This window comes from Blautia caccae, assembly GCF_040095955.1.
Lineage (GTDB): Bacteria > Bacillota > Clostridia > Lachnospirales > Lachnospiraceae > Blautia > Blautia celeris.
Genome location: NZ_JBBMFP010000014.1, coordinates 107,059 through 132,163 on the forward strand (window position 1 = coordinate 107,059; position 25,105 = coordinate 132,163).

At 48.6% G+C, this 25,105-nt stretch carries 23 protein-coding genes; 20 read left to right on the plus strand and 3 right to left on the minus strand.

The window, feature by feature from the left end:
* Positions 1–11: 11 nt before the first annotated feature.
* The 10 genes from WMO65_RS15960 to WMO65_RS16005 all read left to right on the plus strand — a co-directional run bounded on the left by WMO65_RS15960 (position 12) and on the right by WMO65_RS16005 (position 12,732).
* Positions 12–3,128 carry a glycoside hydrolase family 2 TIM barrel-domain containing protein gene (locus WMO65_RS15960; protein ID WP_118743571.1) on the plus strand — a complete coding sequence of 1,039 codons (3,117 nt, stop codon included), beginning with the start codon at positions 12–14 and terminating at the stop codon, positions 3,126–3,128.
* 15 nt (positions 3,129–3,143) lie between these two features.
* Positions 3,144–4,037, plus strand: a complete 894-nt coding sequence (locus WMO65_RS15965; RefSeq protein WP_103731314.1) for a carbohydrate ABC transporter permease — start codon at positions 3,144–3,146, stop codon at positions 4,035–4,037.
* A complete protein-coding gene (locus WMO65_RS15970) occupies positions 4,034–4,873 on the plus strand; it encodes a carbohydrate ABC transporter permease (RefSeq protein WP_081960153.1) in 840 nt (279 codons plus the stop codon). The genes WMO65_RS15965 and WMO65_RS15970 overlap by 4 nt, the downstream gene beginning before the upstream one ends.
* A 41-nt stretch (positions 4,874–4,914) precedes the next feature.
* Complete coding sequence (locus WMO65_RS15975; protein WP_118743570.1) at positions 4,915–6,210, plus strand: ABC transporter substrate-binding protein; 1,296 nt, start codon at positions 4,915–4,917, stop codon at positions 6,208–6,210.
* A gap of 70 nt (positions 6,211–6,280) precedes the next feature.
* A complete protein-coding gene (locus WMO65_RS15980) occupies positions 6,281–7,639 on the plus strand; it encodes an MATE family efflux transporter (RefSeq protein WP_158587275.1) in 1,359 nt (452 codons plus the stop codon).
* Between the two features lie 16 nt (positions 7,640–7,655).
* The gene (locus WMO65_RS15985) at positions 7,656–8,696 is read left to right on the plus strand and encodes a M20/M25/M40 family metallo-hydrolase (protein ID WP_033139885.1); all 1,041 of its coding nucleotides are present in this window, start codon (positions 7,656–7,658) and stop codon (positions 8,694–8,696) included.
* Positions 8,697–8,703: 7 nt separating this feature from the next.
* Positions 8,704–9,582, plus strand: a complete 879-nt coding sequence (locus tag WMO65_RS15990) for a DMT family transporter (protein WP_033139884.1) — start codon at positions 8,704–8,706, stop codon at positions 9,580–9,582.
* A gap of 130 nt (positions 9,583–9,712) precedes the next feature.
* The gene (locus tag WMO65_RS15995; RefSeq protein ID WP_118743569.1) at positions 9,713–10,705 is read left to right on the plus strand and encodes a LacI family DNA-binding transcriptional regulator; all 993 of its coding nucleotides are present in this window, start codon (positions 9,713–9,715) and stop codon (positions 10,703–10,705) included.
* 150 nt (positions 10,706–10,855) lie between these two features.
* Positions 10,856–11,935 carry a uroporphyrinogen decarboxylase family protein gene (locus WMO65_RS16000; RefSeq protein WP_033139882.1) on the plus strand — a complete coding sequence of 360 codons (1,080 nt, stop codon included), beginning with the start codon at positions 10,856–10,858 and terminating at the stop codon, positions 11,933–11,935.
* Between the two features lie 311 nt (positions 11,936–12,246).
* On the plus strand, positions 12,247–12,732 hold the full coding sequence (locus tag WMO65_RS16005; RefSeq protein WP_033139881.1) for a CarD family transcriptional regulator: 486 nt from the start codon (positions 12,247–12,249) through the stop codon (positions 12,730–12,732).
* A gap of 67 nt (positions 12,733–12,799) precedes the next feature.
* On the opposite strand, the gene WMO65_RS16010 is transcribed toward WMO65_RS16005, so the two are convergent.
* Positions 12,800–13,798 (minus strand): hypothetical protein, encoded by a 999-nt coding sequence (locus tag WMO65_RS16010; RefSeq protein ID WP_118743568.1) that lies wholly within the window; start codon positions 13,796–13,798, stop codon positions 12,800–12,802.
* Between the two features lie 140 nt (positions 13,799–13,938).
* On the opposite strand from WMO65_RS16010, the gene WMO65_RS16015 reads away from it, so the two are divergent.
* From WMO65_RS16015 to WMO65_RS16030, 4 genes are all read left to right on the plus strand, one after another.
* A complete protein-coding gene (locus tag WMO65_RS16015) occupies positions 13,939–14,430 on the plus strand; it encodes a GNAT family N-acetyltransferase (RefSeq protein ID WP_054351455.1) in 492 nt (163 codons plus the stop codon).
* A gap of 252 nt (positions 14,431–14,682) precedes the next feature.
* Entirely contained in the window at positions 14,683–15,165 is a 483-nt protein-coding gene (locus WMO65_RS16020; protein WP_054351456.1) for a DUF2975 domain-containing protein, read from the plus strand.
* Between the two features lie 12 nt (positions 15,166–15,177).
* On the plus strand, positions 15,178–15,384 hold the full coding sequence (locus tag WMO65_RS16025; protein ID WP_033139879.1) for a helix-turn-helix domain-containing protein: 207 nt from the start codon (positions 15,178–15,180) through the stop codon (positions 15,382–15,384).
* 73 nt (positions 15,385–15,457) lie between these two features.
* The gene (locus tag WMO65_RS16030; RefSeq protein ID WP_118743567.1) at positions 15,458–16,858 is read left to right on the plus strand and encodes a DUF4153 domain-containing protein; all 1,401 of its coding nucleotides are present in this window, start codon (positions 15,458–15,460) and stop codon (positions 16,856–16,858) included.
* An 83-nt stretch (positions 16,859–16,941) separates the two neighbouring features.
* Here the strand turns inward: WMO65_RS16030 and WMO65_RS16035 are convergent, their stop codons facing one another.
* Positions 16,942–17,541, minus strand: coding sequence for a hypothetical protein (locus WMO65_RS16035; RefSeq protein WP_148391894.1), 600 nt, complete (start codon positions 17,539–17,541; stop codon positions 16,942–16,944).
* Complete coding sequence (locus tag WMO65_RS16040) at positions 17,522–17,722, minus strand: hypothetical protein (RefSeq protein ID WP_148391895.1); 201 nt, start codon at positions 17,720–17,722, stop codon at positions 17,522–17,524. Before WMO65_RS16040 ends, WMO65_RS16035 begins: the two co-directional genes overlap by 20 nt.
* A 529-nt stretch (positions 17,723–18,251) precedes the next feature.
* Between WMO65_RS16040 and WMO65_RS16045 the strand changes: the two genes are divergently transcribed.
* From WMO65_RS16045 to WMO65_RS16070, 6 genes are all read left to right on the plus strand, one after another.
* Positions 18,252–18,920 carry a response regulator transcription factor gene (locus WMO65_RS16045; RefSeq protein WP_118743566.1) on the plus strand — a complete coding sequence of 223 codons (669 nt, stop codon included), beginning with the start codon at positions 18,252–18,254 and terminating at the stop codon, positions 18,918–18,920.
* Positions 18,921–18,923: 3 nt separating this feature from the next.
* On the plus strand, positions 18,924–19,904 hold the full coding sequence (locus WMO65_RS16050; protein WP_118743565.1) for a sensor histidine kinase: 981 nt from the start codon (positions 18,924–18,926) through the stop codon (positions 19,902–19,904).
* Positions 19,905–20,059: 155 nt separating this feature from the next.
* On the plus strand, positions 20,060–20,734 hold the full coding sequence (locus tag WMO65_RS16055; RefSeq protein ID WP_033139981.1) for an ABC transporter ATP-binding protein: 675 nt from the start codon (positions 20,060–20,062) through the stop codon (positions 20,732–20,734).
* 2 nt (positions 20,735–20,736) lie between these two features.
* Complete coding sequence (locus tag WMO65_RS16060) at positions 20,737–23,421, plus strand: ABC transporter permease (protein ID WP_158588570.1); 2,685 nt, start codon at positions 20,737–20,739, stop codon at positions 23,419–23,421.
* Positions 23,422–23,825: 404 nt separating this feature from the next.
* Positions 23,826–24,314 (plus strand): RNA polymerase sigma factor, encoded by a 489-nt coding sequence (locus tag WMO65_RS16065; RefSeq protein ID WP_033139874.1) that lies wholly within the window; start codon positions 23,826–23,828, stop codon positions 24,312–24,314.
* Positions 24,304–24,933: a zf-HC2 domain-containing protein gene (locus WMO65_RS16070; protein ID WP_118743563.1), complete on the plus strand. Its 630-nt coding sequence runs from the start codon at positions 24,304–24,306 to the stop codon at positions 24,931–24,933. The genes WMO65_RS16065 and WMO65_RS16070 overlap by 11 nt, the downstream gene beginning before the upstream one ends.
* Positions 24,934–25,105: the final 172 nt, after the last annotated feature.

Sequence of the window (25,105 nt, forward strand, 5' to 3'; positions counted from 1 at the left end):
AGGGGGAAGAAATGGAATACTTATACAGACACAGGGATTGGAGCAATGTAGAGGTTCTTGGCAGGAACCGCCTTCCGGTCAGACCGTTTTACTGCGGTTATCCGGACAGGGAATCAGCCGTGAAAGGAAAGAGAGAGGAGAGCGGAAATTTCCGTCTGCTGAACGGACAGTGGAAATTCGCATATTATGAGTCTCCTTTCTATGTACCTGAAGAATGTGTGGAGGAAACTTATGATGACCGGGAATTTGCATTTATGCCGGTTCCGGGACACTGGCAGTTAAATGGCTGTGATTTTCCCCATTACAATGACGCCATAGCACTTTTTCCCATCCTGGATGACCCGGGGATACAGGCGGACAATCCCACAGGCGTCTACCGCCATACCTTTTGTGAAGAGAAGCAGAAGGACAGGGAATATATCCTGCGGTTTGACGGTGTGGAGAGCGCTTACCATGTATGGCTCAACGGCATTTTTATAGGATACAGTCAGGGCTCCCGCAATACGGCGGAGTTTGATGTGACGGAGGCCTTAAAGGACGGGGACAATGTTCTGGCAGTAAAGGTTTACAAATTCTGTGACGGCAGCTATCTGGAAAACCAGGATATGTGGTGGTTTGCCGGAATCATCAGGGATGTATCTTTGATCAGCAGGCCGAAAATACACATGCTGGACTGCCGTATCACATCAGAGCTGCTGACGGAACAGCAGGACACCTGCAGTGTGCCGGGAAAGAGAGGGAAGTTCCGGCTGGAGGCTGTCTTTGAGAACCATACGGAAGATGAGACAGAGCTTTCCGTAGAGACAGAGCTGCTTGACGGGGAACAGGTTATTTTTAAAGACACCCGCCGGATACGCGGCAGCAGAGGAGAAACAGACTATCTTGCAGAGGCAGGACCTGACAACATACGGCCCTGGTCAGCGGAACAGCCGAATCTGTACCGGCTGGTCATCACGCTTAAGAGAGAAGATGAGGTGGTGGAATCCTACGGCGAATGGGTGGGATTCAGAACGATTTGTCTGAGGGACGGCCTGTTTTGGGTAAACGGCAGAGCAATCAAATTAAAAGGCATAAACCGGCATGACTGGAATGAAAAGACAGGCAGATGCATTACAAAGGAAGATATGCTGGCAGACCTGTATCTGATGAAACAGTATAACATCAATGCCGTACGCACGGCTCATTATCCGCCGCACCCGGACTTCCTGGATCTGTGTGACCGTCTCGGCTTTTATGTCATGGAGGAGGCTGACCTGGAATGCAACCAGATGGCTTACACCAAAAACATGAACCGGATCAGTGATGATACCCTGTGGGAGAAGAGCTATGTGGACCGGGCTGAGCGCATGGTGAGAAGAGACAAGAACCATCCCAGTATCCTGTTCTGGTCACTGGGAAATGAATCGGGATTCGGAAGCAGCTTTGTTGCCAGCGGAAGGTTTATAAAAGCGTATGACCCCACCAGACTGGTGCACTATGAGGAGGACAGGGATGCCTCCATTGCAGATGTTTACAGCACTATGTACACCAGGCACAAAGCGTTGGAAGACCTGGGAAGAGACACTACCAGGAAGAAACCGCATGTGGTCTGCGAATATGCCCATGCCATGGGAAACGGCCCCGGCGGGCTGAAGGAATACTGGGAGATCTTTGAGCGGTACCCAAGGCTGCAGGGCGGCTTTATCTGGGAATGGATTGACCACGGAATCAAAAAATATGACAGGGAAGGCAAAAGCTGTTTTACATACGGCGGAGACTACGGGGATTATCCAAACAGCGGCGCGTTCTGCTGTGACGGCCTGGTGCAGGCAGACAGAAGACCGACTCCGGCTGTCCTGCAGGTGAAAAAGGTGATGGAGCCGGTGACCTTTTCCGGGTTTGATAAGGACACCGGAGAGATCACAGTACACAACAAATACGATTTTACGGATCTGTCCCATCTGGAAGGAACCTTCCGGGTCCATACACTGCAGGGAGTTCTATTGGAAGGAAAAGCAGATCTGGGCGGAATTGCCCCTCACGGTAGCAGGCGCATTGCGCTGTATGACCCGCAGACTGCAGAGGACTGGACAGAGACACAGGATATCTGGCTCACAATATCCGTACGCTTCAGAGAAAAGCAGGAGTGGACCGAAGAAGAACACTACGAAGCAGCCTTCCATCAGGAGTGCATAAAAGAGGCAGAACCGGCAGCACATCCAGTTTCGGAGGGAACAGAATCCGGCGGTCTTTGTCTCACGGAAAAATGCGGAACCATCTATATAGAAGGGAAAAACTTCACCGCCGAGTTTGACAGAATCCACGGATATCTCAGCGGCTATACAGTAAACGGGGAGCGCCTAATCAGAAAGGGACTTGGCCTGAACTTCTGGAGAGCTCCTGTTGACAATGACAAGAACGCAGCACAGATCTGGGAAAAAGGCATGCTGAAATCTATGACGAACATGGTGGAGAAGGTGACGGTGAGAGAACAGGAACAGGCTGTTTCCATCCTGGTTTCCCAGATATACGCGCCCATTACCGTGGACTGGAAAGTAATCGTGGAGGCGGAATACCGCATCACACCGGACGGACTGGTGACCGCCAGATACAGCGGTGTTCCCACAGGTGTCCAGCTTCCGGAGAGTTTCCCGCGGATCGGCATGCGGTTCGTGCTGGACAAATCCTGTGAGCAGGCTGTCTGGTATGGAAGAGGACCCCTGGAGACATACCCGGACTGCAGGGATGGAAATCCGGTGGGCTTATGGGAAAAACAGGTGGAGGATTTTTACTTCCCCTACGTGGTGCCCCAGGAGACAGGAAACCATCAGGATACCCGCTGGGCCGCGTTTCTCACAGATTCAGGCAGCGGAATCTGCATAGCATCAGAAGAAGTATTCTCCTTTGGCGCACTGCACTACACCCAGGAAGATCTGACACAGGCCTCCCACACAAACGAGCTGCACAGGACAGAACATATCCAATTGTCCGTAGACTATGCACAGCATGGGCTTGGAAGTGCGAGCTGGGGCGCTGAGTGTCTGGAAAAAGACAGGCTTTATCCCGAACCCTTTGCATTTACCTGGAAGATTTTCGGAGCAGAGCGGGAAGGCCTTGCTAAGAAGGCGGAGCAATACAGGAGAAGGTAAGAAAGGAAGAGAAAAATGGCTGGGGGAAAAGAAAGAAGAAGAAACTTTGTGAACAAAAAAACGGCGCCGTACATATTTTTACTGCCGATGATAGTCCTGTTCGGGGTGTTCATGGTCTATCCGGTGATCAAATCGCTGGCGCTGAGCTTCTATGATTTTGAGGGCGGGGAGTACCTGTTCTGCGGAATCAACAACTATGTGACCATGTTCAGGGACCCGGTGTTCTGGAAGTCCCTGGGCAATACATTTATCTATCTGGCGATCCAGGTGCCTGTTATGGTGATCCTGTCCCTGATCCTGGGAGTTCTGGTGGAAGAGAATTTCCTGAAATTCAGGACCTGTTACCGAATCAGCGTGTTTCTGCCCTCTGTGACAGCACTGGTTGCCTATGCTATGATCTTTAAACTGCTGTTCAACACCGATTTCGGTCTGGTAAACCATTTTCTCCGCTCTGTAGGATGGAGCGGTGTGGACTGGCTGAATTCCGTGTGGGGCGCAAGGGCTGTTGTCATTATGGGCATCACCTGGAGGTGGACCGGCTATAACACCATTATCATGATCGCCGGGCTGAAGGGAATCCCCACAGAGCTTTACGAGTCAGCGGATATGGACGGGGCCTCTTTTTTACAGAAGTTTTTCCGGATCACCATTCCCATGGTAAAATCCATCATCCTGTTTGTAAGCATTACCTCCACGATCGGAACCCTGCAGTTGTTTGATGAGTCCTTTGTACTGACAAAAGGAGGGCCGGACAATGCCACCATAACCATTGGGCATTACCTGTACAACACCGGATTTTCGTATTACAAATTCGGGTACGCGGCAGCACTCAGCTATGCCCTGGTGATCATTATCGGCATACTGTCCTTTGTCCAGTTCAAGGCTACAAATGGAGGTGACAATTCGTGAAAACAACAGGAAAGAAGATAAGCGGACGCAAGGTTTTCACCTATGTGTTCCTGACCATAGCAGCACTGATCTCCCTGTTTCCCTTTTATTTCATGTTCGTGTCAGCCACGAACACCAATGCGGAGATCCTGAGCGCAGCGCCGAAACTGTTTTTCGGCTCCCATCTGGCAGAGAACTTTGCGAACCTGAACAAGAAAATGGACCTTGTGAGGATCCTTACCAATTCTACCATCATGACAGTCAGCTACACGGCCCTTGCCATAGTGCTGCACTCCATGGCGGGATATGCGCTGGCGAAGTTTGAATTTAAGGGAAAGGGCCTGTTGTTCGGCCTTATCATGATAACCATGATGATTCCCGCACAGGTAATGTATGTGCCGCTGTTCACGCTGATGAACAATATCGGCTGGGCCAATACCTATCAGGCGGTTGTGCTTCCCGGTCTTGCCGGAGCCTTCGGTATTTTCCTGATGCGGCAGAATATGCTGGCGTTCCCAACCTCCCTTATTGAGGCTGCCAGAATAGACGGCTGCGGGGAGATCGGTATTTTCCTGAAAGTGGTGCTCCCCTCACAGAAACCTGCGGTGGGTGCCCTGGGAATCTATATGTTCATGAGTATGTGGAACAATTTTATGTGGCCTTTGATCATTCTCAGCACAAAATCCATGTATAACTTCCCTGTAGCCCTGGCTATGCTGGATGGTGTGGCGTGGAGAAAAGACTACGGTGTGATCATGCTGGCGACCGTCTGCGCGGTTCTGCCTATTATGATCATCTTCCTGGTATTCCAGAAGCAGTTCGTGGCAGGCGTCATGGGCGGTGCGGTGAAAGAGTAGTGTATCTGATTCTGTAAAAAAATTTAAGGAGGAATAAAGAAATGAAAAAGAAACAAGCAGCGGCATTGGTAACAGCAGCAGTGATGGCATTGTCCCTGACAGCCTGCGGCGGGAGCGGCGGAGCGAAAAAGGAGGCTTCCGGTGATAAGGAAGGCGCACTCTCCGGTGAGATCACGATCTGGAGCTGGGACGTGGCACTGGCCCATCTGGAAGAGTGGGCGGAAAAGTTCCAGGAGGAAAACCCGGATGTGAGTTTTAACTTTGAGGAGATGGGCGTAGATCAGGTGTATCAGAAGATGACCACATGCCTGCAGTCAGGTATCGGACTTCCTGACATTGTGTCCATTGAAGGCGAACAGATGGCAAAGTTCGGAGAGAAATTCCCGGGAAAATTTGAAGAGTTCACAGATATGATCAACCCCGATGATTTCTTCCCCATCAAATTGTCAGAGTGCACGGTTGACGGCAAAGTTATTGCCTATCCCTGGGATTCCGGCCCGTGCGGCATGTTCTACAGAAGTGATCTGTTCGAGCAGGCAGGGATCAAGGCAGAGGATATTGTGACCTGGGACGATTTCATTGAGGCAGGAAAAGTTTTAAAAGACAAGACAGGAGCTGACATGCTGTGCATGGCGGAATCCAGAAATGATACCACATACAGGCTTCTCATGATGGAGGGCGGCGGCTTCTACTTTGACAAGGACGGCAACACCCAGGTGAATTCAGAAGCTTCCATCCAGGCTATGGAGACCTGTAAGAAAATGTACGACGCGGGCATTACCTTCAACAACTCCTCATGGGATGACATGGTAGCCGGCATGGGCGCAGACAAGTTCGCATGTATCGCAGACGCTGTCTGGATGGTTGGTTCCATCAAGGATGCGGTTCCCGACCAGGACGGCAAGTGGGCAGTTATGCCGCTGCCGAAGTTCCAGGCAGACTCGGAAAGTCAGGGCGCATCAAACGGCGGTTCCGTTCTTGCCGTGCCTTCAGCCAGCAAGAGCGCTGAGGCGGCAAAGGCATTCGTAAAATACGTCATGGAGGACGTGGATGCCAATGTGGAAGGATTCCAGAATTACGGCCTGTACCCCTCTTACTTAAAAGCGCTGGAATCTGACGTGTTCAAAGAGGGAGATGAGTTCTTCGGAGGCCAGAAGATCTTTGACCTGTTCACAGAGATAGGAAAGACTGTCCCACAGGTAAATTACACAGCCAACTTTGCAGAGGCATTGGAAATGTCCAATAACTCCATGGCAAAGGTTATGCTGAACAACGGTGACCCCACAGAAGTTCTCAATGCGGAACAGGAGGAAATGAAAGCAAAATTCGGCAAATAAAAGAATAGACAGCACATAAACTGGAAACGGGTGCCTTATGACACCCGTTTTCAAAAGGATGGAGGTTTCTGTGTACGGAAAAAAGGCTATAAAACGGGAAATTTATCAAATCATTATTCCGATGATACTGGAAAACATACTTCAGATCTCAGCTAACCTGGTGATCACGGCTATGGTGGGACGACTGCTTGCAAACGATATTTCCGCACAGGGAATCTGTATCCGGATCACGGATACCTTATGGTGCTTTTACAAGGGCGTGGCAATCGGTGCCACGGTCCTGATCGCCCGTGCATACGGCGCGGGGAGACATCAGGAGTGCAGGAAGATCGCGGAGCAGACCATGCTGACAGAGCTGATCATTGTACTTATCTTTCAGGTGGTGCTGTATTTTCAGGCACCGCTTTTTCTGGGATTTTTTTCAAAAGATGCCCAGATTCTGTCCCTGGCTCAGGGATATATGAAGACCATTGTGTTTGGATTTCCCTTTGTGGTGATCATGACCGTGGTAACGGCATCTTTCCAGGGGTACGGCAATACCAAGGTGCCCATGTATATTGCGGTGCTCATGAATGTGGTCAACATTGTGTGCGGATACTGCTTTATCTTCGGCGCTTTCGGCGTTCCAGGCATGGGAATCAAGGGGGCTGCGGCTGCCCTTGTGACTGCTCAGGCGGTGGGGGCGTGCACCGGGCTTTATCTGCTGTATAAAAAGAAGGGCGGGCTGTTCCGGAAAATGCCTGCAGCGCACCGGTTTTTCAGCTTTGACAGAAGGTGCATTTATGACATATACACAACAGGGATTCCGGCAGCGCTGGAGAGTATGTTCTGGCAGTTCTCTGCCATTATTTTAAGCAAGGTGATCCTGTTTTACGGAAATCAGGCGTTTGCCGCATACCAGCTCGGCATACAGGCAGAGGAGATCACGGAGATGCCGGCCATCGGCTTCAGCACAGCATCCACCACACTGGCAGCGAGAGCCATCGGCAGGCAGGATGAGGAACTGCGGAAAATATATTTCAAAGAACTGCTGAAGGTCGGGGTTGTGATCAGTTCCATTACCTCTCTGCTTCTCATTTTCCTGCCCAGGTTCTTTATGACGCTGATGACAGACAAGCCGGAACTGCAGGCCATTGGCGTTGTGTATGTGTTTGTCATGGGATTTATCCAGATTCCCCAGAACCTGTCCAGGATATACAATGGGACCATCAGGGCCATGGGCTACAAAAATGCCCCCATGCTGGTGGCGGGATTCGGTATCTGGATCGTCAGGATCCCGCTGTGTATGCTGGCGGCCTATGTGTTGGGACTGCCGCTTACGGCTGTCTGGCTGATCATTGCAGTGGACCAGGTATCCAGATTCCTGCTCAGTGCAGTCCTGTATTACCGGATCAATAAAAAGCGGGAGCGAGCGCTTCAAACAGTGTAGAGGAAAGGAGGAGAAAATGAGCAGAGAATTTTTATATGAGCTGCTTTCAACAGCATCCGTCTCAGGGTTTGAGGAGGATATACAGAGAAAAGTTATGAAATACGCGGAGGGATTTGCGGATGAGATCTATACGGATGAGATCGCCGATGTGGTGAGTGTCATCAATCCGGCATCCCAAATTAAGGTCATGCTGTCCGCCCATATGGACGAGATCGGCCTGATGGTATCACATATAACGGAGAAGGGAATGCTCCATGTATCAAAAGCCGGCGGTATCTATCCCGGCACATATCCGGGGCAGAAAGTCAGAGTCATCCATAACGGAAAAGTTGTTTTCGGCGCAGTCCGCAATCACAGCTCCCTGAACAAGAAAGAGCCGGAGATCACGGATCTTATCATTGATATCGGAGCGGTTTCCAGGGAGGACGCCATGGAGGCGGCAGCACCGGGGGATCCGGTGATCTTTGACACAGATTACAGAGAGCTTCTGAATGACAGGCTCTGTGCCCGCGGACTGGATAACCGGCTGGGCGGGTACATTATACTGGAAGCAGCCAGAAAGGCAAAAGAAAAGGGCTGTACATGCGGCGTCTATGCAGCGGCCACGGTGGGTGAAGAGCTTACAAAACACGGCGCTTCCTGGTGCGCATCCCGGATCGCCCCCACTCTGGCGGTTGCGGTGGATGTGACATATACCAGCGACTATGAAGGGACAAGGGCCATTGAAAACGGAGAGATCGGGCTTGGGGGCGGACCTGTATTTCTGCAGAACTCCTTCAGCCATAAAATGCTGGTGGGACGCCTGAAAAAGGCGGCGGAGAATCTGGATATAAGCTGCCAGTGGGAGAACGGCTGCGGCAGGACCTGCACAGACGCGGATGCCATCCACGTTGCCGGAAGGGGGATACCGACTACGGTTCTGTCCATACCCCTGCGCTACATGCATAATCCGGCAGAGGTGTGCAGTATGAGTGATGTACAGGCATGTATTGACGTGCTGGCGGAATTTTTATGCAGTATCGGGCCGGATATCTGTCTGAAGCCCCTGGAGGCGTGAGGCTGTTATGAAGAAATACATGGCAATTGCAGGACTGATCGTAGTCACGGTCATCTGGGGCGGTGGATTCGTAGCCAGTGATATGGCCCTTGACAGCCTTCTGCCTTTTCAGATCATGGCGATCCGTTTTCTTCTGGCCTCTGTGCTCATGGGAGGGATCAGCATCCGCAGCCTGAAAGGTGTGAAAAGGGAAGAGTTAAAGGCAGGTGCGCTTATGGGGACTGCGCTTTTTCTCGGATTTTCCCTTCAGATCATAGGGCTTCAGTATACCACGCCGTCAAAGAATGCGTTTCTGACCGCGACGAATGTGGTGATCGTACCGTTTATCGCGTTTTTGATCTGCAGAAAGAAGGTGGGGCTGAAGGGGATAGCAGGCGCAGTGCTGGCAATTGCGGGGGTTGGTCTTCTGTCCCTGGATAAGGACTTATCCCTGGGCCTGGGGGACGGGCTGACGCTCATATGTGCAGTGGGATTTGCTTTCCAGATTTTCCTGACCAGTATCTTTGTAAAGAAATACAGGGCGTCTGTGCTGAATTTTGTTCAGATGTGTACAGCCGCTGTTTTGTCCCTGGTATTCATGGCAGCCTCCGGGCAGGTACAGTTTCAGGTCACTGCAAAGGGATGGGGCAGTGTACTCTACCTTGGGATCATAAGCACGACCATATGTTATCTTCTTCAGACCGCATGCCAGAAATATGTGGATGAGACAAAGGCGGCCATTATCCTGTCCATGGAATCTGTCTTCGGAACCTTATTTTCCGTAATCATTCTCCATGAGAGCATTACCCTGCGCATGATACTGGGATGCGTCATAATCCTGGGGGCTGTCATACTTGCGAATTCCGCAGGGGAGCCGGAGATGCCGGCAGAGGCGCGGGATATGTGAGAAGAATCCCCCCAAGGCGTGCTGCCCGGCACGGAGTGAGCCGGATAAATCCATTGCGGGCTTTCGGGCGATATGGTAAGATGATGTTAGAGCGTGTTTGAAAATTGTATCATGCAGAGAGGTAACTAAGATGGCTACAATAAAAGACATCGCAGATCGGACCGGATTTTCCACAGCAACTGTTTCCAGGGTTTTGAATTACGATGATACACTGAATGTGCAGGAAGAGACCAGAAAGAAGATATTTGACACGGCCAGGGAACTGCAGTATCAGTTAAAAGAGAGAAAGAGCAGAAAACGCCGCCTTGCGGTGGGAGTCTATTACTCCTATACCAGGGAGGAGGAACTGCGGGATATCTATTATCTTACCGTCCGTCTTGCAGTGGAGAGAAAGCTGGAGGCGGAAAATATAGAATACCGCCAGATACAGAATCTGGAGGAACTGAAGGATCTGGCGGGGCTTGACGGGCTTCTGTGTCTGGGAACATTCAGCAGGAGCATGGTAAGGCAGATTGAGGCGTTTGGAAAGCCCACCGTATTTTTGGACGCCATGCCAAAGTCGGACAGGTTTGACTGCGTCGTCAATGATCTGGCAGGGTCTGTGGAAGCGGTCCTGGACTATCTGACCGAACTGGGCCACAGAAAAATAGCGTTCATTGGCGGTTACGAGGTGGACAGGGACGGCGAGGAAGTGTATGACAGCAGAATTGTGGCCTATAAAGAATATATGGACCGGACAGGTGAATTTCGGGAGTCTCTTGTGAGACTCGGGAGATTTACTCCTGAGGACGGTTATGTGCTGTGCCGTGAGCTTCTGGAGGAGAAGGAGAGGCCCACGGCTGTATTCGCCAGCAACGATGCGCTGGCAGTGGGGTGTTATCGGGCCATAAGCGAAAAAAGGCTGCAGATTCCGGGAGATATGAGTGTGGTGGGATATAATGACATATCCGTAGCCAATTATCTGGTTCCCTCCCTTACCACCGTGCGGCTTCACATGGAACTTTTAGGTGAGGAAGCAGTGCGTATCCTGGAGGAACACATAGCCTCCGGCAGAGAGATCGGATTGAAAATCATTGTGCCCGCCAGGCTTATCGTGCGCGGCAGCACAGGCAGGGTTAAATAAAAAGGTTGGTATGCTCCATACAAAAATGCAGTTTTCAAATTTTCCATTTTTGTAATGCAGTGCTCTATCATCTTCTGTCCTGATTGACTACAATAATATTATTAAGAGAGAAGTGTATTATTGGTGTAAAAAGGACAGGAGGTATTTTGTATGGTATCGAAGTTTATGCAGACAGCGGCAAACAGGGATTATTCCAAACACTGGCAGGCAGAGGGAAGTTTTCCGTGGATTTTCCAGCAGCCGAAGCCACCCATTGAGAAACGGCCCATCAGCGTGAGGGAAAACTATATCCGGTGCGTAAAAGGGGAAGAGCCTTACTGGATGCCGGCGTATTTTTATGAATCCAATACAGTTTGGCCGGACGCCATGGAGGAACACCCGGTTCCGGAGGTGGATGGTTATGACTGGTGGGGTGTTGACTGGTTCATGGTGGAGGGAATTAACGGTATGATCACCCGTCCTGGAACCCGTACCATCTCTGACTTTGCAAAATGGAAGGAAGAGCTTGCGTGGCCGGATCTGTCAGTTGTGGATTTCAAGGCTGACGGCGAGAAGCTGCAGAAGGCATTGGACCCTGACAGGCCTCATATTTACGAGTGCGTGGAAGGTGTTTTTGAGAGGCTGCATGAGCTGATTCCTTTTGATGAATCCCTGGTGGCTTTCTATGAGGAGCCGGAGCTTCTGGAGGAGTTTTTCCAGAAAATGGCGGACTATAAGATTGAGAGTACAGAGCAAATCTTCAAATATTACGGCAGAGTGGACGGCGTTCTCTATCACGATGACTGGGGAACCCAGCGGAGCGGATTTTTCTCCAACGAAATGTTCCGGGAACAGCTTATGCCGGCTACATCCCGTTATCTGAAATTCGTAAAAGACCAGGGCAAATTCATAGAACTGCACTCCTGCGGACGCAATATGCAGTATGTGCCGGAAATGCTGGAGATGGGCATTGATATGTGGACACCTCAGGCAAACGCAAATGATCCGGATTTCCTGCACAACACCTATGGAAAACAGATGACCTTCTGTTTCCCCGTCAATATCGGTGCGGACTGGGATGAAAAGCAGATCCGTGCGGCAATCCGCGACTATGTGGATCACTTCGGAGAGAACGGCAGAATGATGGCGTGGATCATGACAGAGACCCCGGACCCTGTAAAAGAAGAGATTGCCAGAGACGAGCTGTATCACTATTCTCTGGAGTATTATAATAAGCTGTACCACAGATAAAATGAGATTACCCAGTGGCAGGAAGCGTAAATCCAGGTTTTGGATTTACGCTTTTTTAGTTTGCCAATGCGCCGCTCTCCGGAAGCCTGGGCAGGCGGACAGGTCACAGAGAGGGGCATATGTGTGATTTGTACAAGCTAAAACTGCCTTTCTATTGGGAGAATCGCTGAAAATTGTCAATACATTAAAATAACACTTACAATAATTTCTGAAAGGTGCTATACTAAGACTGTAGGAACTCGCATTGATAAGCCTTGTCTTGCCCTTTTCGGCAGGTCAGGGCTTTTCTGGATATGGAAGGAGCGTGCCGTATGATACAGGAAGGCGATATTGTAGTTTTTAAATGCAGGGGATTGTATAAGGTTCAAAAAGTGGGAACTCTGGATTTTTCGGGGGCTGACAGGAAGAAAATATACTATACCATGCAGTCTGTGGATGATGAAAAGGAGAAGGCATACATCCCTGTGGAAGGTGAACACAATATCAGAAGACCTGCGACAAGAGAAGAGGCACTGACATTGATTGACGAGATGGATGACATTGATATTCTCTGGGTTACAAATGAGCGGATGAGGGAGCGGGAATACAAGACCTGCATTTCAAGCTGCGAATGTGAAGCATGGGTGAAAATTCTGAAAACACTGTACCAGAGAACCACGAAGAGAGGCTCTATTACCAGTATGGATAAAAAGTACCGCCAGATAGCGGAGAAAGCGCTGTACAGTGAATTCGCATATGCGCTCGACATTTCCGCTGATGAAGTGGATGGCTTTATAAAGGACAGAAAAAATTTATAATAACAGACTAGATGAAGTAAAATTCCTGTGCGCCTTTATGGTGCACAGGAATTTTACTTTGCGGAATTTACCAGCAGTTTTTACATCTTTCATACCGGCCCTCGGCCTGGGAAAGCGGAACCTGGCGGGCATTGTCGGGATTCATATTGCCGCAGTTGGGTATGCTGTGGTATTTTTTGCCGGTCGCCGAGAGCCAGACCATCTGCTCTACGGGCTGGGCTGCAGCGGCCTCTGCCTCCTGGGCTGCAGCTTCTGCTTCTGCCTGGAGTCTTGCCTCCTCAGCCGCCTGCTGCTGGGCTTCGGCTTCCGCCTGGAGCCTTGCCTCCTCCTCAGCCTGCTGTTTTGCGGCAGCTTCTGCCTGGAGCCTTGCCTCTTCCTCAGCCTGTTTTTTGGCCTCGGCTTCTGCCTTTTGTTTAGCCTCTTCTTCGGCCTGTTTTTTGGCCTCGGCTTCTGCTTTTTGTTTAGCCTCTTTCTCAGCCTGTTTTTTGGCCTCGGCTTCTGCCTTTTGTTTAGACTCTTCTTCGGCCTGTTTTTTAGCCTCAGCCTCGGCCTTTTGCTGTGCCTTGGCTTCGGCTTTCTTATCCGTAACAGAGATATGTATGGCGTTGCTGCTTTTGCCGTCCCCTGTCTTTAGATAGACATTGCTTTCCCCTGTCTTTCCTGAGCTTTTGATCACTCCGGAGGTCTCGCCCTTAGAATAATCAAGGGTCAAAAGGCCGTTATCTGTTACCAGTTCAAGATTTTTGAGGCGTGCATCCTCAGGCTGGACCTGAATGTTGATCGGATATTCTGCATTCACATCCATCTCATAGTTGGATGTTGGAGATATGGATATCTTTTCAACCGCAGGGCCGGATGCCTGGGCGTAGCCGAAGGTACCAAGTGACAACAGAGAAAGAACGCCCAGTGCCGCAGTGTATTTTTTCTTCCTGAGCGGTTCCTCCCTGAATTTTCTCCGGTACAAAAAGACTGCCGGGATCAGTAGTATCCATGCGTAGGGCAGCAGACTCAGCAGCACCCCGAGAAATACCAGTACTAAAAATATTTTTACCAGTGTTTTGCCCATAAAATCCCCCCTTTTATTACTATTCTAACACAAAAATATAATAAAAAAAGAGTTGTAATGCAGAAAATATAGGATTTATGGTTGACAGGGATTGTATAATAAAATTACGGATAAAAATGAGACACAGAGGAGGAGAATTTATGGGTATTAATGTCCGAAAGTTTGAAGAAAAAGACATAGAGAGTATGATTTCCATATGGAACGAAGTGGTGGAGGAGGGCGTGGCTTACCCGCAGTTGGATTTGCTGGATGAGAAAACGGGCGCGGAATTTTTCTGCTGCCAGACATACTGCGGGGTGGCGGAGGACGCAGGGACAGGTGAGATTCTGGGACTGTATATTCTGCATCCGAACAATGTGGGCAGATGCGGCCATATATCCAACGCCAGTTATGCGGTGAAGTCTGCAGCCAGGGGAAAACACATCGGGGAGATGCTGGTAAAGGACTGTCTCATACAGGGCCGCATGTGCGGATTCCGGATTCTGCAGTTTAATGCTGTTGTGAGGACTAACAGGGCAGCACGGCATCTGTATGAAAAACTGGGATTTAAACAACTGGGCGTCATTCCCGGCGGCTTTCTGATGAAAGATGGGCACTATGAAGATATTTGTCCATATTACAGGGAATTGTAAATGAAAAAGGGAGCATCTGTCCAAAGGAGTCAGGCACACCGGTGCCTGGCTTTTTTTCTGCTGCTGCTCGGGAGAAATATTTTGGGTTTTGTTGTACGGAAAACGCTGTCTATAGAACGAATTTTAATCCGATACAAATAAAATTTATCGTAAAACAATAAAAATATATTGACTTTCCGATTCGCAGGCAATATAATGGAGCCAGAAAGGACAGAAATCATTTATCTATTTTGAAACTGCAGGAGGAGAATCATGAAGCAAACAGAAATGTCAAAGTATTTGAAATTAATAACAGCCGGAACCGGAATCCTGTTTCTGGCGCTGGTGGCGTGGTTTTTGCCCTCGGTACTGAGGCAGGTGCTGGACGGACAGGCGGGAAAAGGTGTGTATTGGGGAACCTGTATCTTCATCTGGATAACAGCGATTCCCTGTTTCCTATGTTTGGTCAAATTCTGGGGCGTATGCAGCAGGATCGGAGAGAACAAGTCTTTCTGCCGGGAAAACGCAGAGGCGCTTAAGCAGATGAGCCACTATACACTGGCTGACAGTGTGCTTTACGCCCTGTTTCTGGCAGTGTTCTGTGTTCTGGGGTGGTATTCTCTGGGGATCGGCTATTTATTCGGCATTGTTTTGATTTTGTTTATCTGCATTACACTCACAGTCCTGTGTGCTGCCCTGTCCCATTTGGTCTATAATGCAAGCCAAATACAGGAAGACCAGGATCTGACCATATAGGAGGGACAGAAGATGGCGATTATTATTAATATAGATGTTATGCTTGCGAAGCGGAAAATGAGCGTCACGGAACTGTCTGAGCGTGTGGGAATCACAATGGCCAATATTTCGGTATTGAAAAACGGCAAAGCCAAAGCGATAAAGATCAGCACATTAAACAGTATCTGCAAGGCCCTGGAATGCCAGCCCGGAGATATTCTGGAGTATGTGGACGATTAATATATGGGTAGTTATCAAACGCTCACGGCAGTTTGGGGTTAAAAAATCAGAAGTGAGAAAGGAGCAGTAAAATATGAATACGGAAAAACAAATGCCGGCAGGCAGTGAGAACGGTCTGCCCTGTGAAAGTGCGCCTGTTTTTGAGGAAAATGAGTGGATAAAGGCAAAACCCATAGAGGCGGATGGAAAAGATAAATGTTTTGCCTGGCTGTATTTGCTGGTGGGATATGGGTTTGTATATACCTTTACCAGCATGGATTTCGGCAGTCATTTGGCATTTTATACTGCTGCATATGCGGCTGCAGTACTGGCCTATATTTTCCTGAAGGGGGGACGTCCGGGACGGGAGAGCTGGTTCTGGATGGTCATTATGCTGGGCGTTGGAGTGCCGTATGCCTTTTGGAGCGCCATGCCGTTTCTGCAGGTCCCAATGCTGATCGTATGTGCGGCCTACTGGACACTGCTTATATCCGGCAGTCTTCTGGAAAAGGATAAGACGTCGGAGTGGGTTGTGTTTGACGGATGGAATGCATTGCTGCGGGTGCCTTTCGGTAACTTCGGATGTGGTTTTAAGATTATAACGGGAATACACGAGGACAGGGAGACGGACGAGGAGCTTCAAAAGAAGGGCAGAGGGAAGGATATCCGCTATATTATCCTGGGCATTATCATAGCTGTCCCTGTTCTGCTCCTTGTGCTTCCCCTGTTGTCCAGTGCGGATGAAGGGTTTCAGAGGCTGATGCAGAACAGTGGTTTGTATATCCAGGAGCACTTTTTGTATACTCTTGCCAGGATGATACTTTCCCTGCCTGTTTCGGCATATTTATTCGGACTGATTTACGGTGGAATCCATAAAAGAAATACGGACTGCATTGACAAAGAGGAGCTCCGGGAAACCTCCCGCTCTATCCGGATCGTGCCCAATACGGCCGTCACTACAGCCATACTGATCGTATGCGCGATTTATCTGCTGTTCATAGGGCTGCAGGGAAAATATCTGTTTTCCGCCTTTGCCGGAATCCGGCCGGAGAACTTTACCTATGCGGAATATGCCAGGAGAGGATTTTTTGAACTCTGCCAGATCGCTGCGCTAAATCTGGTCCTTCTGCTGGGGGCCAATTTGTTTTCCAGAAAAGGAAAAGAGAGCAGTGCAGTGCTGCGCTGGCTCAATGTCCTTCTTTCTGTACTCACTCTGCTTCTTATACTGACTGCCATGAGTAAAATGGTGCTTTATATAGCCGCCTTTGGCTTTACCATCAAGAGGGTACTGACAATGGTGTTTATGATCTGGATGGCAGTGGTGTTTACCCTGGTTATTGTGCGCCAGTGGAGAACGTTTCCCATGGTACGGATCAGTGTTATAACGGGAGCCGTTTTATACTGCATGCTCTGTGTACTTCCGGTTGAATATATGATGGATTCTTATAATCAGAAATATTTTCCGGAGCAGATAACAGAAGAAAACATATATTAGACATGAATATCCCTGCGCTTATAATCTTTTAGATTGGGAAGGTGCAGGGATTTTCAGCCTGAGAAATGTAAATGACGGATATGCTAATTTTTGATTTGATTTAATGCAGCTATGGGCAGGCCTGTTTTTGCGGAGATTTCTTCCGGGCTTTGGCCTTTTAGAAGCAGTTTTAATGCGAGTTTTTCCTGTTGGGCCTTTTTAAGTGCCTGTAATGTCTGGAGTTTCTCAATATTGGCTTTTTCAAGTGCCGCATCTTTTTCCATCTCCACTCTCCTCACAGCTTCCATTTTCTCTTCTTCAAATAATCTGGCAACCTTCGTCATCATAATCCACTCCTTTACCTGATTGGCATACTTGGAATCCACAATTTTATCCGCAAATGTTAAAGCTCCCGATATGACAAACAACTGCTGATCTTCGTCGGCAATCTGTTTTGCAAGTTCCACAATCTCTTTCAGGGCGGCTCGCTGTGCAGACTTCTTCTGCTTTGTCAGGGGAAGAATCACAAGCAGCATGAGTTCCTGATCTGTCAGCCGTTCTCCTCTTTGAATCTTATCCGCAATAGGTGGGAGTACGGTGTCCATATGAATTTTGGACAGATATCCTGGTTCAATAGTCAGTTTCAGACAGCCCACGTCCAGCGTAGGATTGATATTGCGGACATTAATTTCTTCCTGTCCCATACCGTTTTAGAAACCTGGCTATGTGATTGATATATTTCACTTTGCTTAGCTCCGTGTACTGGCTTTCATAGTCGATTAGTGCCACAGAATGATCTTCCAGCTCAAAGAGATTATCCGTACTGAGTTCGCTGGCCTCGATTGCCGGCAGATTCACCGGAAGGACATTCACAACCCGGGACATAGGAATGCCATAGACCTCAAGGGATTTTCCTTCAGCCCGTGACCGAATATTTTTGATACGATATCTTTATTTTGATATGCAATATCACTCATGCATTATTTCCTTTTATTTTAGCAAATTATAACAAGATATTCAATCGAAAATTATGTCAAAGGCAGCACCACGGTTTCAAACAGACACGGCAAAATAGTGACATAAGTTCCGCATCCGGATATTTTGTTTTCATAAATAAATTGAGATTTTTGGCGAAACGCCGGAATGCAGGAAAACCTGCTAAGATGAATGATCTGGCTGCAAATGAGCCATACCCGTATCGGGCAGCCTGCCTTATAGCCCGCTATATACTGCAGGGTTAAATAACAGATAGTGACAGGATACAGCATTCGGATGTTCTGTCAATGGGTTATAAAAATTTTATATTTTGGCTCCTGTTATTTGCAACAGACCAAAGGTCGAGATAGTTCCCTCTGTTCAGAATCTCTGCTATTTGTTATAATTTCAGGATAGATAACGAAAAAAAGGAGTACAGATGAAGAAAATAGCAGTGATTGAAGACGACGAACTTCTAAATAAGGCCCTTGTCATCACTCTGGAAAAAGAGGGGTATCAGGTGACCGCCGGAAAATCATGCAGGGATGGGATCGCTCTGCTGCAGGATAACCCTGACCTGATGTTGGTTGACATAAATCTGCCGGATGGGAATGGAATCTCCATCTGCCGGGAGGCGGAACGCTTTAGTAAGATACCGGTTCTTTTTCTGACTGCCAGGGATGAAGAGCGCGATATGCTGGAGGCATTCGAGGCCGGATGTGATGATTATGTGGTCAAACCTTTTCAGATGAGTGTGCTGAAAAAGCGGATTGAGGCCATTCTGCGCCGAAGCGGCGGGGAGGAAGACAGTTTTCTGTTTCGCGGCCTCAAGATCAATTGGAAGAAAAAACAGGTGTTTTACCAGGAGCGTCAGATAAATCTCACGGCAAAGGAGTACAGTCTTCTGGAACTTCTGGTCCAAAACCGCGGACAAATTCTGACAAAGGAGACCATACTGGAGAGGATCTGGGATATTGACGGTCAGTTTGTGGTGGAAAATACAGTGAGCGTCACCGTCAACCGCCTGAGAAAGAAAATAGAACCGGACAATGCCCATCCCATATTTGTGAAAAATGTATTCGGCCTGGGATACACTTTCGGAGATTAGCCTATGAAGAAAAAGATATATTACACTGCAGGAATCCTGCCCATTGCCGCGGGGATTCTGGCTTCCTTTCTGACCGCGGATGCCGGATATCTGCTTCTGACGGCCTGTTTTCTCTGCTGTTATCTCCCGGTGTTTTCAGGTATAAGAAAAAAATACGAGGATGATCTGATACAGATATCCGATATTCTGGAACAGCTTATTCAGGGAAACGGCAGCCCTGTCACAACAGAAACCGCTGACAGCCTGGTATCAAAACTCCAGGCACAGACTGTAAAAATCCATGCCATTGTGACAAAATACAATGAAAAACTTTTGGAAGAACAGGAGGAGGTCCGCCGTTTTCTGTCAGAGATTGCCCATCAGATCAGAACCCCTCTCACCAATATGGAGACCTACCTTTCCCTTCTGCGTGAACAGGAGCTGACAGCAGAGGAGCAGGATACCTGCATCCGGGCAGTGGAGCAGTCAGAGCGGAAGATAAAGTTTCTCACAGAGAGTTTCATTTCCGCATCCCGCATGGAACATCGCATTATCCAGATCAGAAAAGAGAGACAGAACCTCAGAAAGACCCTGGCAAGAGCCATTTTCCAGGTAAGGAGAAAGGCAGAGGAAAAACACATGGAAATAACTCTGGATTGTCCGGAAAACATCTCTCTTCCCCATGACAGAAACTGGATCTCCGAGGCAGCAGCCAATCTGCTGGACAACAGCATTAAATATTCCCCTGAAAATTCAGAAATTATTGTCCGGGCAGTGAAAAATGAAATGTTCACACAGATTGAAGTCCGCGATTTCGGCATGGGGATCGTTGATGATGAAAACCGCATCTTCTGCCGTTTTTACAGGGGGAGCAATGTGAACAGCCAGGAGGGATTCGGTATAGGACTGTATATCACAAGAGAGATCGTGAAACAGCATGAAGGGTTTTTGAAAGTGAAAAGGGAAGCGGACGGTACTTCCATCTCCATTTATCTTCCCTGTTAGAAGATTGTTAGATTTACCTGCTATCCTCATATCATGACAGCAGAAATAACAGAGAAGCCCGCATGAGGTGTGTGCATTTCCTGTTAAGCACGACAGGCACACAGCAGGAATGCCTTAACCGGCACAGCCTGCGGCGGGCAGGCAAGGAGGAAAGTATGGAAATATTAAGGACAAGAGGCCTTGAGAAGATTTACAAAACAGGGGAGCTGGTAGTCCGGGCATTGGACGGCGTGGACATAGATATCAGTGAGGGAGAATTTATCGCAGTCATAGGTTCCTCCGGGTGCGGCAAGACCACCCTTCTCAACATGCTGGGAGGTCTGGACTATCCCACCACCGGAAGCGTGATGGTAAGAGGATATGAGCTGGCAGCCATGGATAACGATGAACTGACCGTATTCAGGCGCAGGAACATCGGCTTTGTTTTCCAGAATTATAATCTGGTTTCCGTGCTCAATGTGTATGAGAATATTGTTCTGCCTTTGAAGCTGGATGGTGTGAAGATCAACAAAGAATTTGTGGACAGGATCATTCATTCCCTGGGCCTGGATGAGAAGGTGCACCAGATGCCGAACACCCTTTCCGGCGGGCAGCAGCAGCGAGTCGCCATAGCCAGGGCGCTGGTGACAAAACCGGCCATCGTTCTGGCGGACGAACCCACCGGAAACCTGGATTCCAAAACCGGTCTGGAGGTAATTGGTCTGATGAAGACCATGGCGGAAGAATATTCCCAGACCATAGTCATAGTCACCCACAATGAGGAGATTGCCCAGATGACCGACCGGATGATCCGGATGGAAGACGGGCGGATCTGCAGGAGGGAGGAATGACTATGGAATTAAGGAATAACAACAGGGAAGTCATCCGGGAGCTTGCGCGGGCCAATTACAGGAAGAACAGGGGGAGAAACCGTGTCCTGACGCTGGCAGTTGCCCTGGCTGTGTTCATGGTATTCGGAGCATTCAGCATTGCTAGGGGGAAAATGGAGGCAGACTATCTCTTATACGCCAGAAATGACGGCAGCGTTGCCAGCCTCTCCCTGGAAGACGGCTCAGAAAAGCAGTATGAAAAAATAAAAACACTGGATTATGTGAAAAATACAGGCCTGGAAAAAGACTTTGCCGTCTGGTATAAGGGCGGAGCACCTGTACTGGGCTGTACGGTTCTCGACAATACGGCATTTGAAAAACTGATAAGACCGGCCTACACAGATGTCACAGGCCATTACCCGGAAGAAGCGAATGAAGTTATGCTCCCCCTTCGTGGATTAGAGCAGCTTGGCATTGAAAATCCCCATATAGGAATGACACTGGATGCAGAACTCCGGTTTCAGGAGAACAGGGATGCCATAGAGAGCAGTTTCGTCTTATCCGGTTATTATAAAGATTATGTAAACCCCATATTGAATGCCCCTGTGGCCTACTTCTCTGAGAAATATCTGGAAAGTCTGGGGATTCCCCTATTTCCGGCCAGCTATATTCTCATGGAACAGAACGGTTTTTTTGCAGACGGTGAACTTATGGAGGCGAAACTTTATGAGGATGTGTCCACGGAATCTGTTGCCCAGCAGTTTATTGGGATGAATTCCCTGGCATTTACGGTGGTGGAGGATTTTATCGGCAGCTATATGGTGGCATTTCTCTGCAGTGTTATGATTCTGGGGGGAGCCTTTCTGCTGATTTACAATGTAATGTCCATCACTCTTGGCAATGATATCCGCCAGTATGGTCTGTTGAAAACCATTGGCACGACCGGCGGACAGATCAGAAAGATTGTGTTCTGCCAGACCGGGAGAATGATTCTTGCGGGATGCCTTTTAGGGGCTGCTGCCGGTTCTTTTGTGGTGAAATTTTTGCTTCCGGGGACGCTGGGAGAATTATATCTCCACGGAATGGGAAGTGCCGGAGGGATGGCTGTGTTTTATCCCGCATTTCTGGCAGCCAGTGTGGTGTTTGTAGGACTGACAACGCTTCTGGCCGCAGGGATCGCTGTCAGAAAAGTGGTGAAGTTCAGTCCCATAGAGTCTGTCCGTTACGAGGAGACTGCATCTGCGGCAGCCAGCCATACCTACCGCCGTCAGAGGCGCACCCGGCAGCCGCGGAGCAGTATCCTGCAGAGATGTGGAAGCAGGAAACACTGCGGTGACGGGGCATCCATTGCAGGGATGGCATGGCGGAATATCACACGTTCCGGGAGAAGATTTGCAGTCACCCTGCTGTCCCTGAGCATGGGGTGTATCTGTGCGCTGGGAGCAGTAGTCATAAGCAGGGGGACGGATATTACAAACAGTATTGAGGAGCGGCACGACTTTGAAATCAGTACTTTTACAAACATTGACCGCGACGCGGGATATGCATCATATGATTGGGATGATAACACACCGGTCATTACAGAAGAGTTAAGAGACAGAATACTTGCAGTTGATGGTGTGTCTGAAGACAAAATGGGATATACAAAAGGCTGCTTTGCCATGATCAATATGCCCTCTGAGACAAACGGAACTGAGGAAGGAGGGGACGAAGCCCTTCTGCCCCGTCTGAAATCTGTATACGGCACCACAGCCGTAAGTTTTTTTGCCACGGTACAGATTGTAGACGATGCGTTTGTTGAGGAACTGAGAGAGTATGTGGAGGAATATGGGATAAATGCGGATGTGGACAGCCTGGAAAACGGTACAGGCACCATGCTTCTGCATACGCATGAGCTGTCAAAAGAATTGCAGGAAGATGGTGATGAAACGATTGGAATGCCTCTGCATTTTTACAGCCTTTCACTATTTGAGAATAAAGTGGATGACAAGTATCTGAAAGGGGAACTTTCCTGCGCCGGATACCTGGATATATCAAAAAAACACTTTCCCAAACTGAATATGACAACCCACGGAAGCGGGATCAATTATTTTATCATGACAGAGAAGGCTTTCAGGAGCCTGAATTTCAAGGAAAAAATCTTCGGTATACAGATTGATGTGGACAGGCAGAAGGAACCGCTTATCAAACAGGAGATTACCGGAATTATACAGCAGGACAACAGGACCAGAGATGAAAAGCACTACATCTATATGAACAGCAAATCAGATGCCCTGAATGACGCCTCCTCCTATATCCGCGCTAGCCGGATTGTTATGGGGGTACTGAGCGTTCTGCTGATGGTGATGGGAATTGCAAACTATTTCAATACACTTTATACAAGTCTGTCATCCAGGCAGAAGGAACTGGCTGTTATGGAGAGCGTGGGGATGACCAGAAAACAGCTTGGCAGGCTGGTGGTCCTGGAAGGTGCATTCTATGGCCTGAGTGTGATTGGGATTCTTCTTACGCTGGGCTCCGCTGTCCTCTGGTTTCTGGGAAAGGCCATAAAACAGGACCTGCTCTATTTTAAATTCTATTATCCCTGGGCATGGACGGCAGTAATCGCGGCAAGCCTGCCTGCAATCTGTATACTGACCGCAGTCTTCATGTACAGACGGATGACGGGAAAGAGCATAACGGAGCGTCTGCGGAGATATGCGGACTGACGCTGCCTGCAATTTATGCAGATAATCTGCAGGTTTCATTAATATAGCCCGTTACGCCCTGGCTTTGAAAGGTTGATTGCACTTTTCAAAGCTAAGGTGTAACGGGCTGCGTTGAATCATCAGGGTTTTATTGACACTATTATTTGATTTGTCATTGACTTAACATAGAAAACCACCCGAATACTTGGCCAGTTGAGGGTGGTTTTTCATCCCATTATTAGCAGGTCAACCCACCTTGTGGGCGGTTGTTCCTTTTATATTTTTATCATAATAGATTCAAGAAATTAATTCAAGATATACTTGTCTTGTTTATTACCACAATTTACAACTAATAAAATATAAATTTTAAAATTATCTGTAACGAAAGAAACGCTGGCAGCTCTTATGGATAAGGAGGACGAAAGATGCAGGATATAGAGCAGATTTACACAAAATATGCTGTCCAGGTATACAAATACTTGTTCAGCCTCTGCCATGATCCCCATACTGCGGAAGAACTGACGCAGGAGACGTTTTTCAGGGCCATGAAATCCATAGACAGCTTCCGGGGTGACTGCAGACTCTATGTCTGGCTCTGCCAGATTGCGAAGAACCTCTGGATAAAAGAAGTGAAACAGTCACAGAGGACAGCAGTGTATGAGCCGGAAAAGGAAATTCCCTCCGATGCCATGCAGCCCGATGAGGAGTTGATAGCCAGGGATGAGAGGCTGTACCTGTATAAGAGACTGCATCAGCTTCCGGAACCTGTACGTGAGGTCATGTATCTGAGAATCAGCGGGGATTTCAGTTTCCGGGAAATTGGGGAGATACTGGGCAGGGACGAGAACTGGGCGCGGGTAACATTTTACCGGGGCAAGCAGAAAATCAGAGAGGAGAACAGGCATGAAATGTGATGTAGTACAGGACCTTCTGCCTTCCTATGCAGACGGACTGACCAGCGAGGAGAGCAACAGAGAAATTGAAAAACATTTAAAGACATGTGAAAAATGCAGTAAATATTACCGGGAGATGACCGGGGAAGTTTCTGAGATCCTGCCGAAAGCGGACGTGACGGATGCAGCTCTGATCGTGGGAATGAGGAAGAAGAGGAAAAAGGTACTGATCGCTGCGGCGTTTGCTGTCATAATTCTGGCCGCGGCCCTGGTCTGGACTTTTACAGGGTACAGCATGGGGAGCAGAAATGTGCTGTCCAGTGATGTAAAATTGTCTTACGGCCTGAAGGAAAACGGAGCATATCTGGAGCTGACGCCAAAAGGAGGCGAACTGGAATTCAATGGAATGACAGAAAATATAGAGGACAGCAGCGGCAACATCATCGGCACCCGTACCTACCTGAAGGCCCTGCGCTTTAGAAAAGGACTCTTTGTCAAAGGCAGCATGGGATGGGAAAATGAGATGGCAGGCGATGCTTACATCTGTGAATGGGTCCTGGAGTTTTCCGATAAGACCATCACGATCAGAAACGGAGAACTGATCAGTGAAGAGAACATATCCTCTTCAGAACAGAATTAGAAGATAAGAACAGATTTCAGCAAAGGAGAATCAGGGGTATCTGATTCTCTTTCTGTGCATAATGTACAGAAAATAGAGATAAAAATTGTACATATAATGGAATCTACCGAAAACAGTTGACTTTTAAAACGTGGGATGTTAGGATGTAATCATAGAAAAACAACCAACGTAG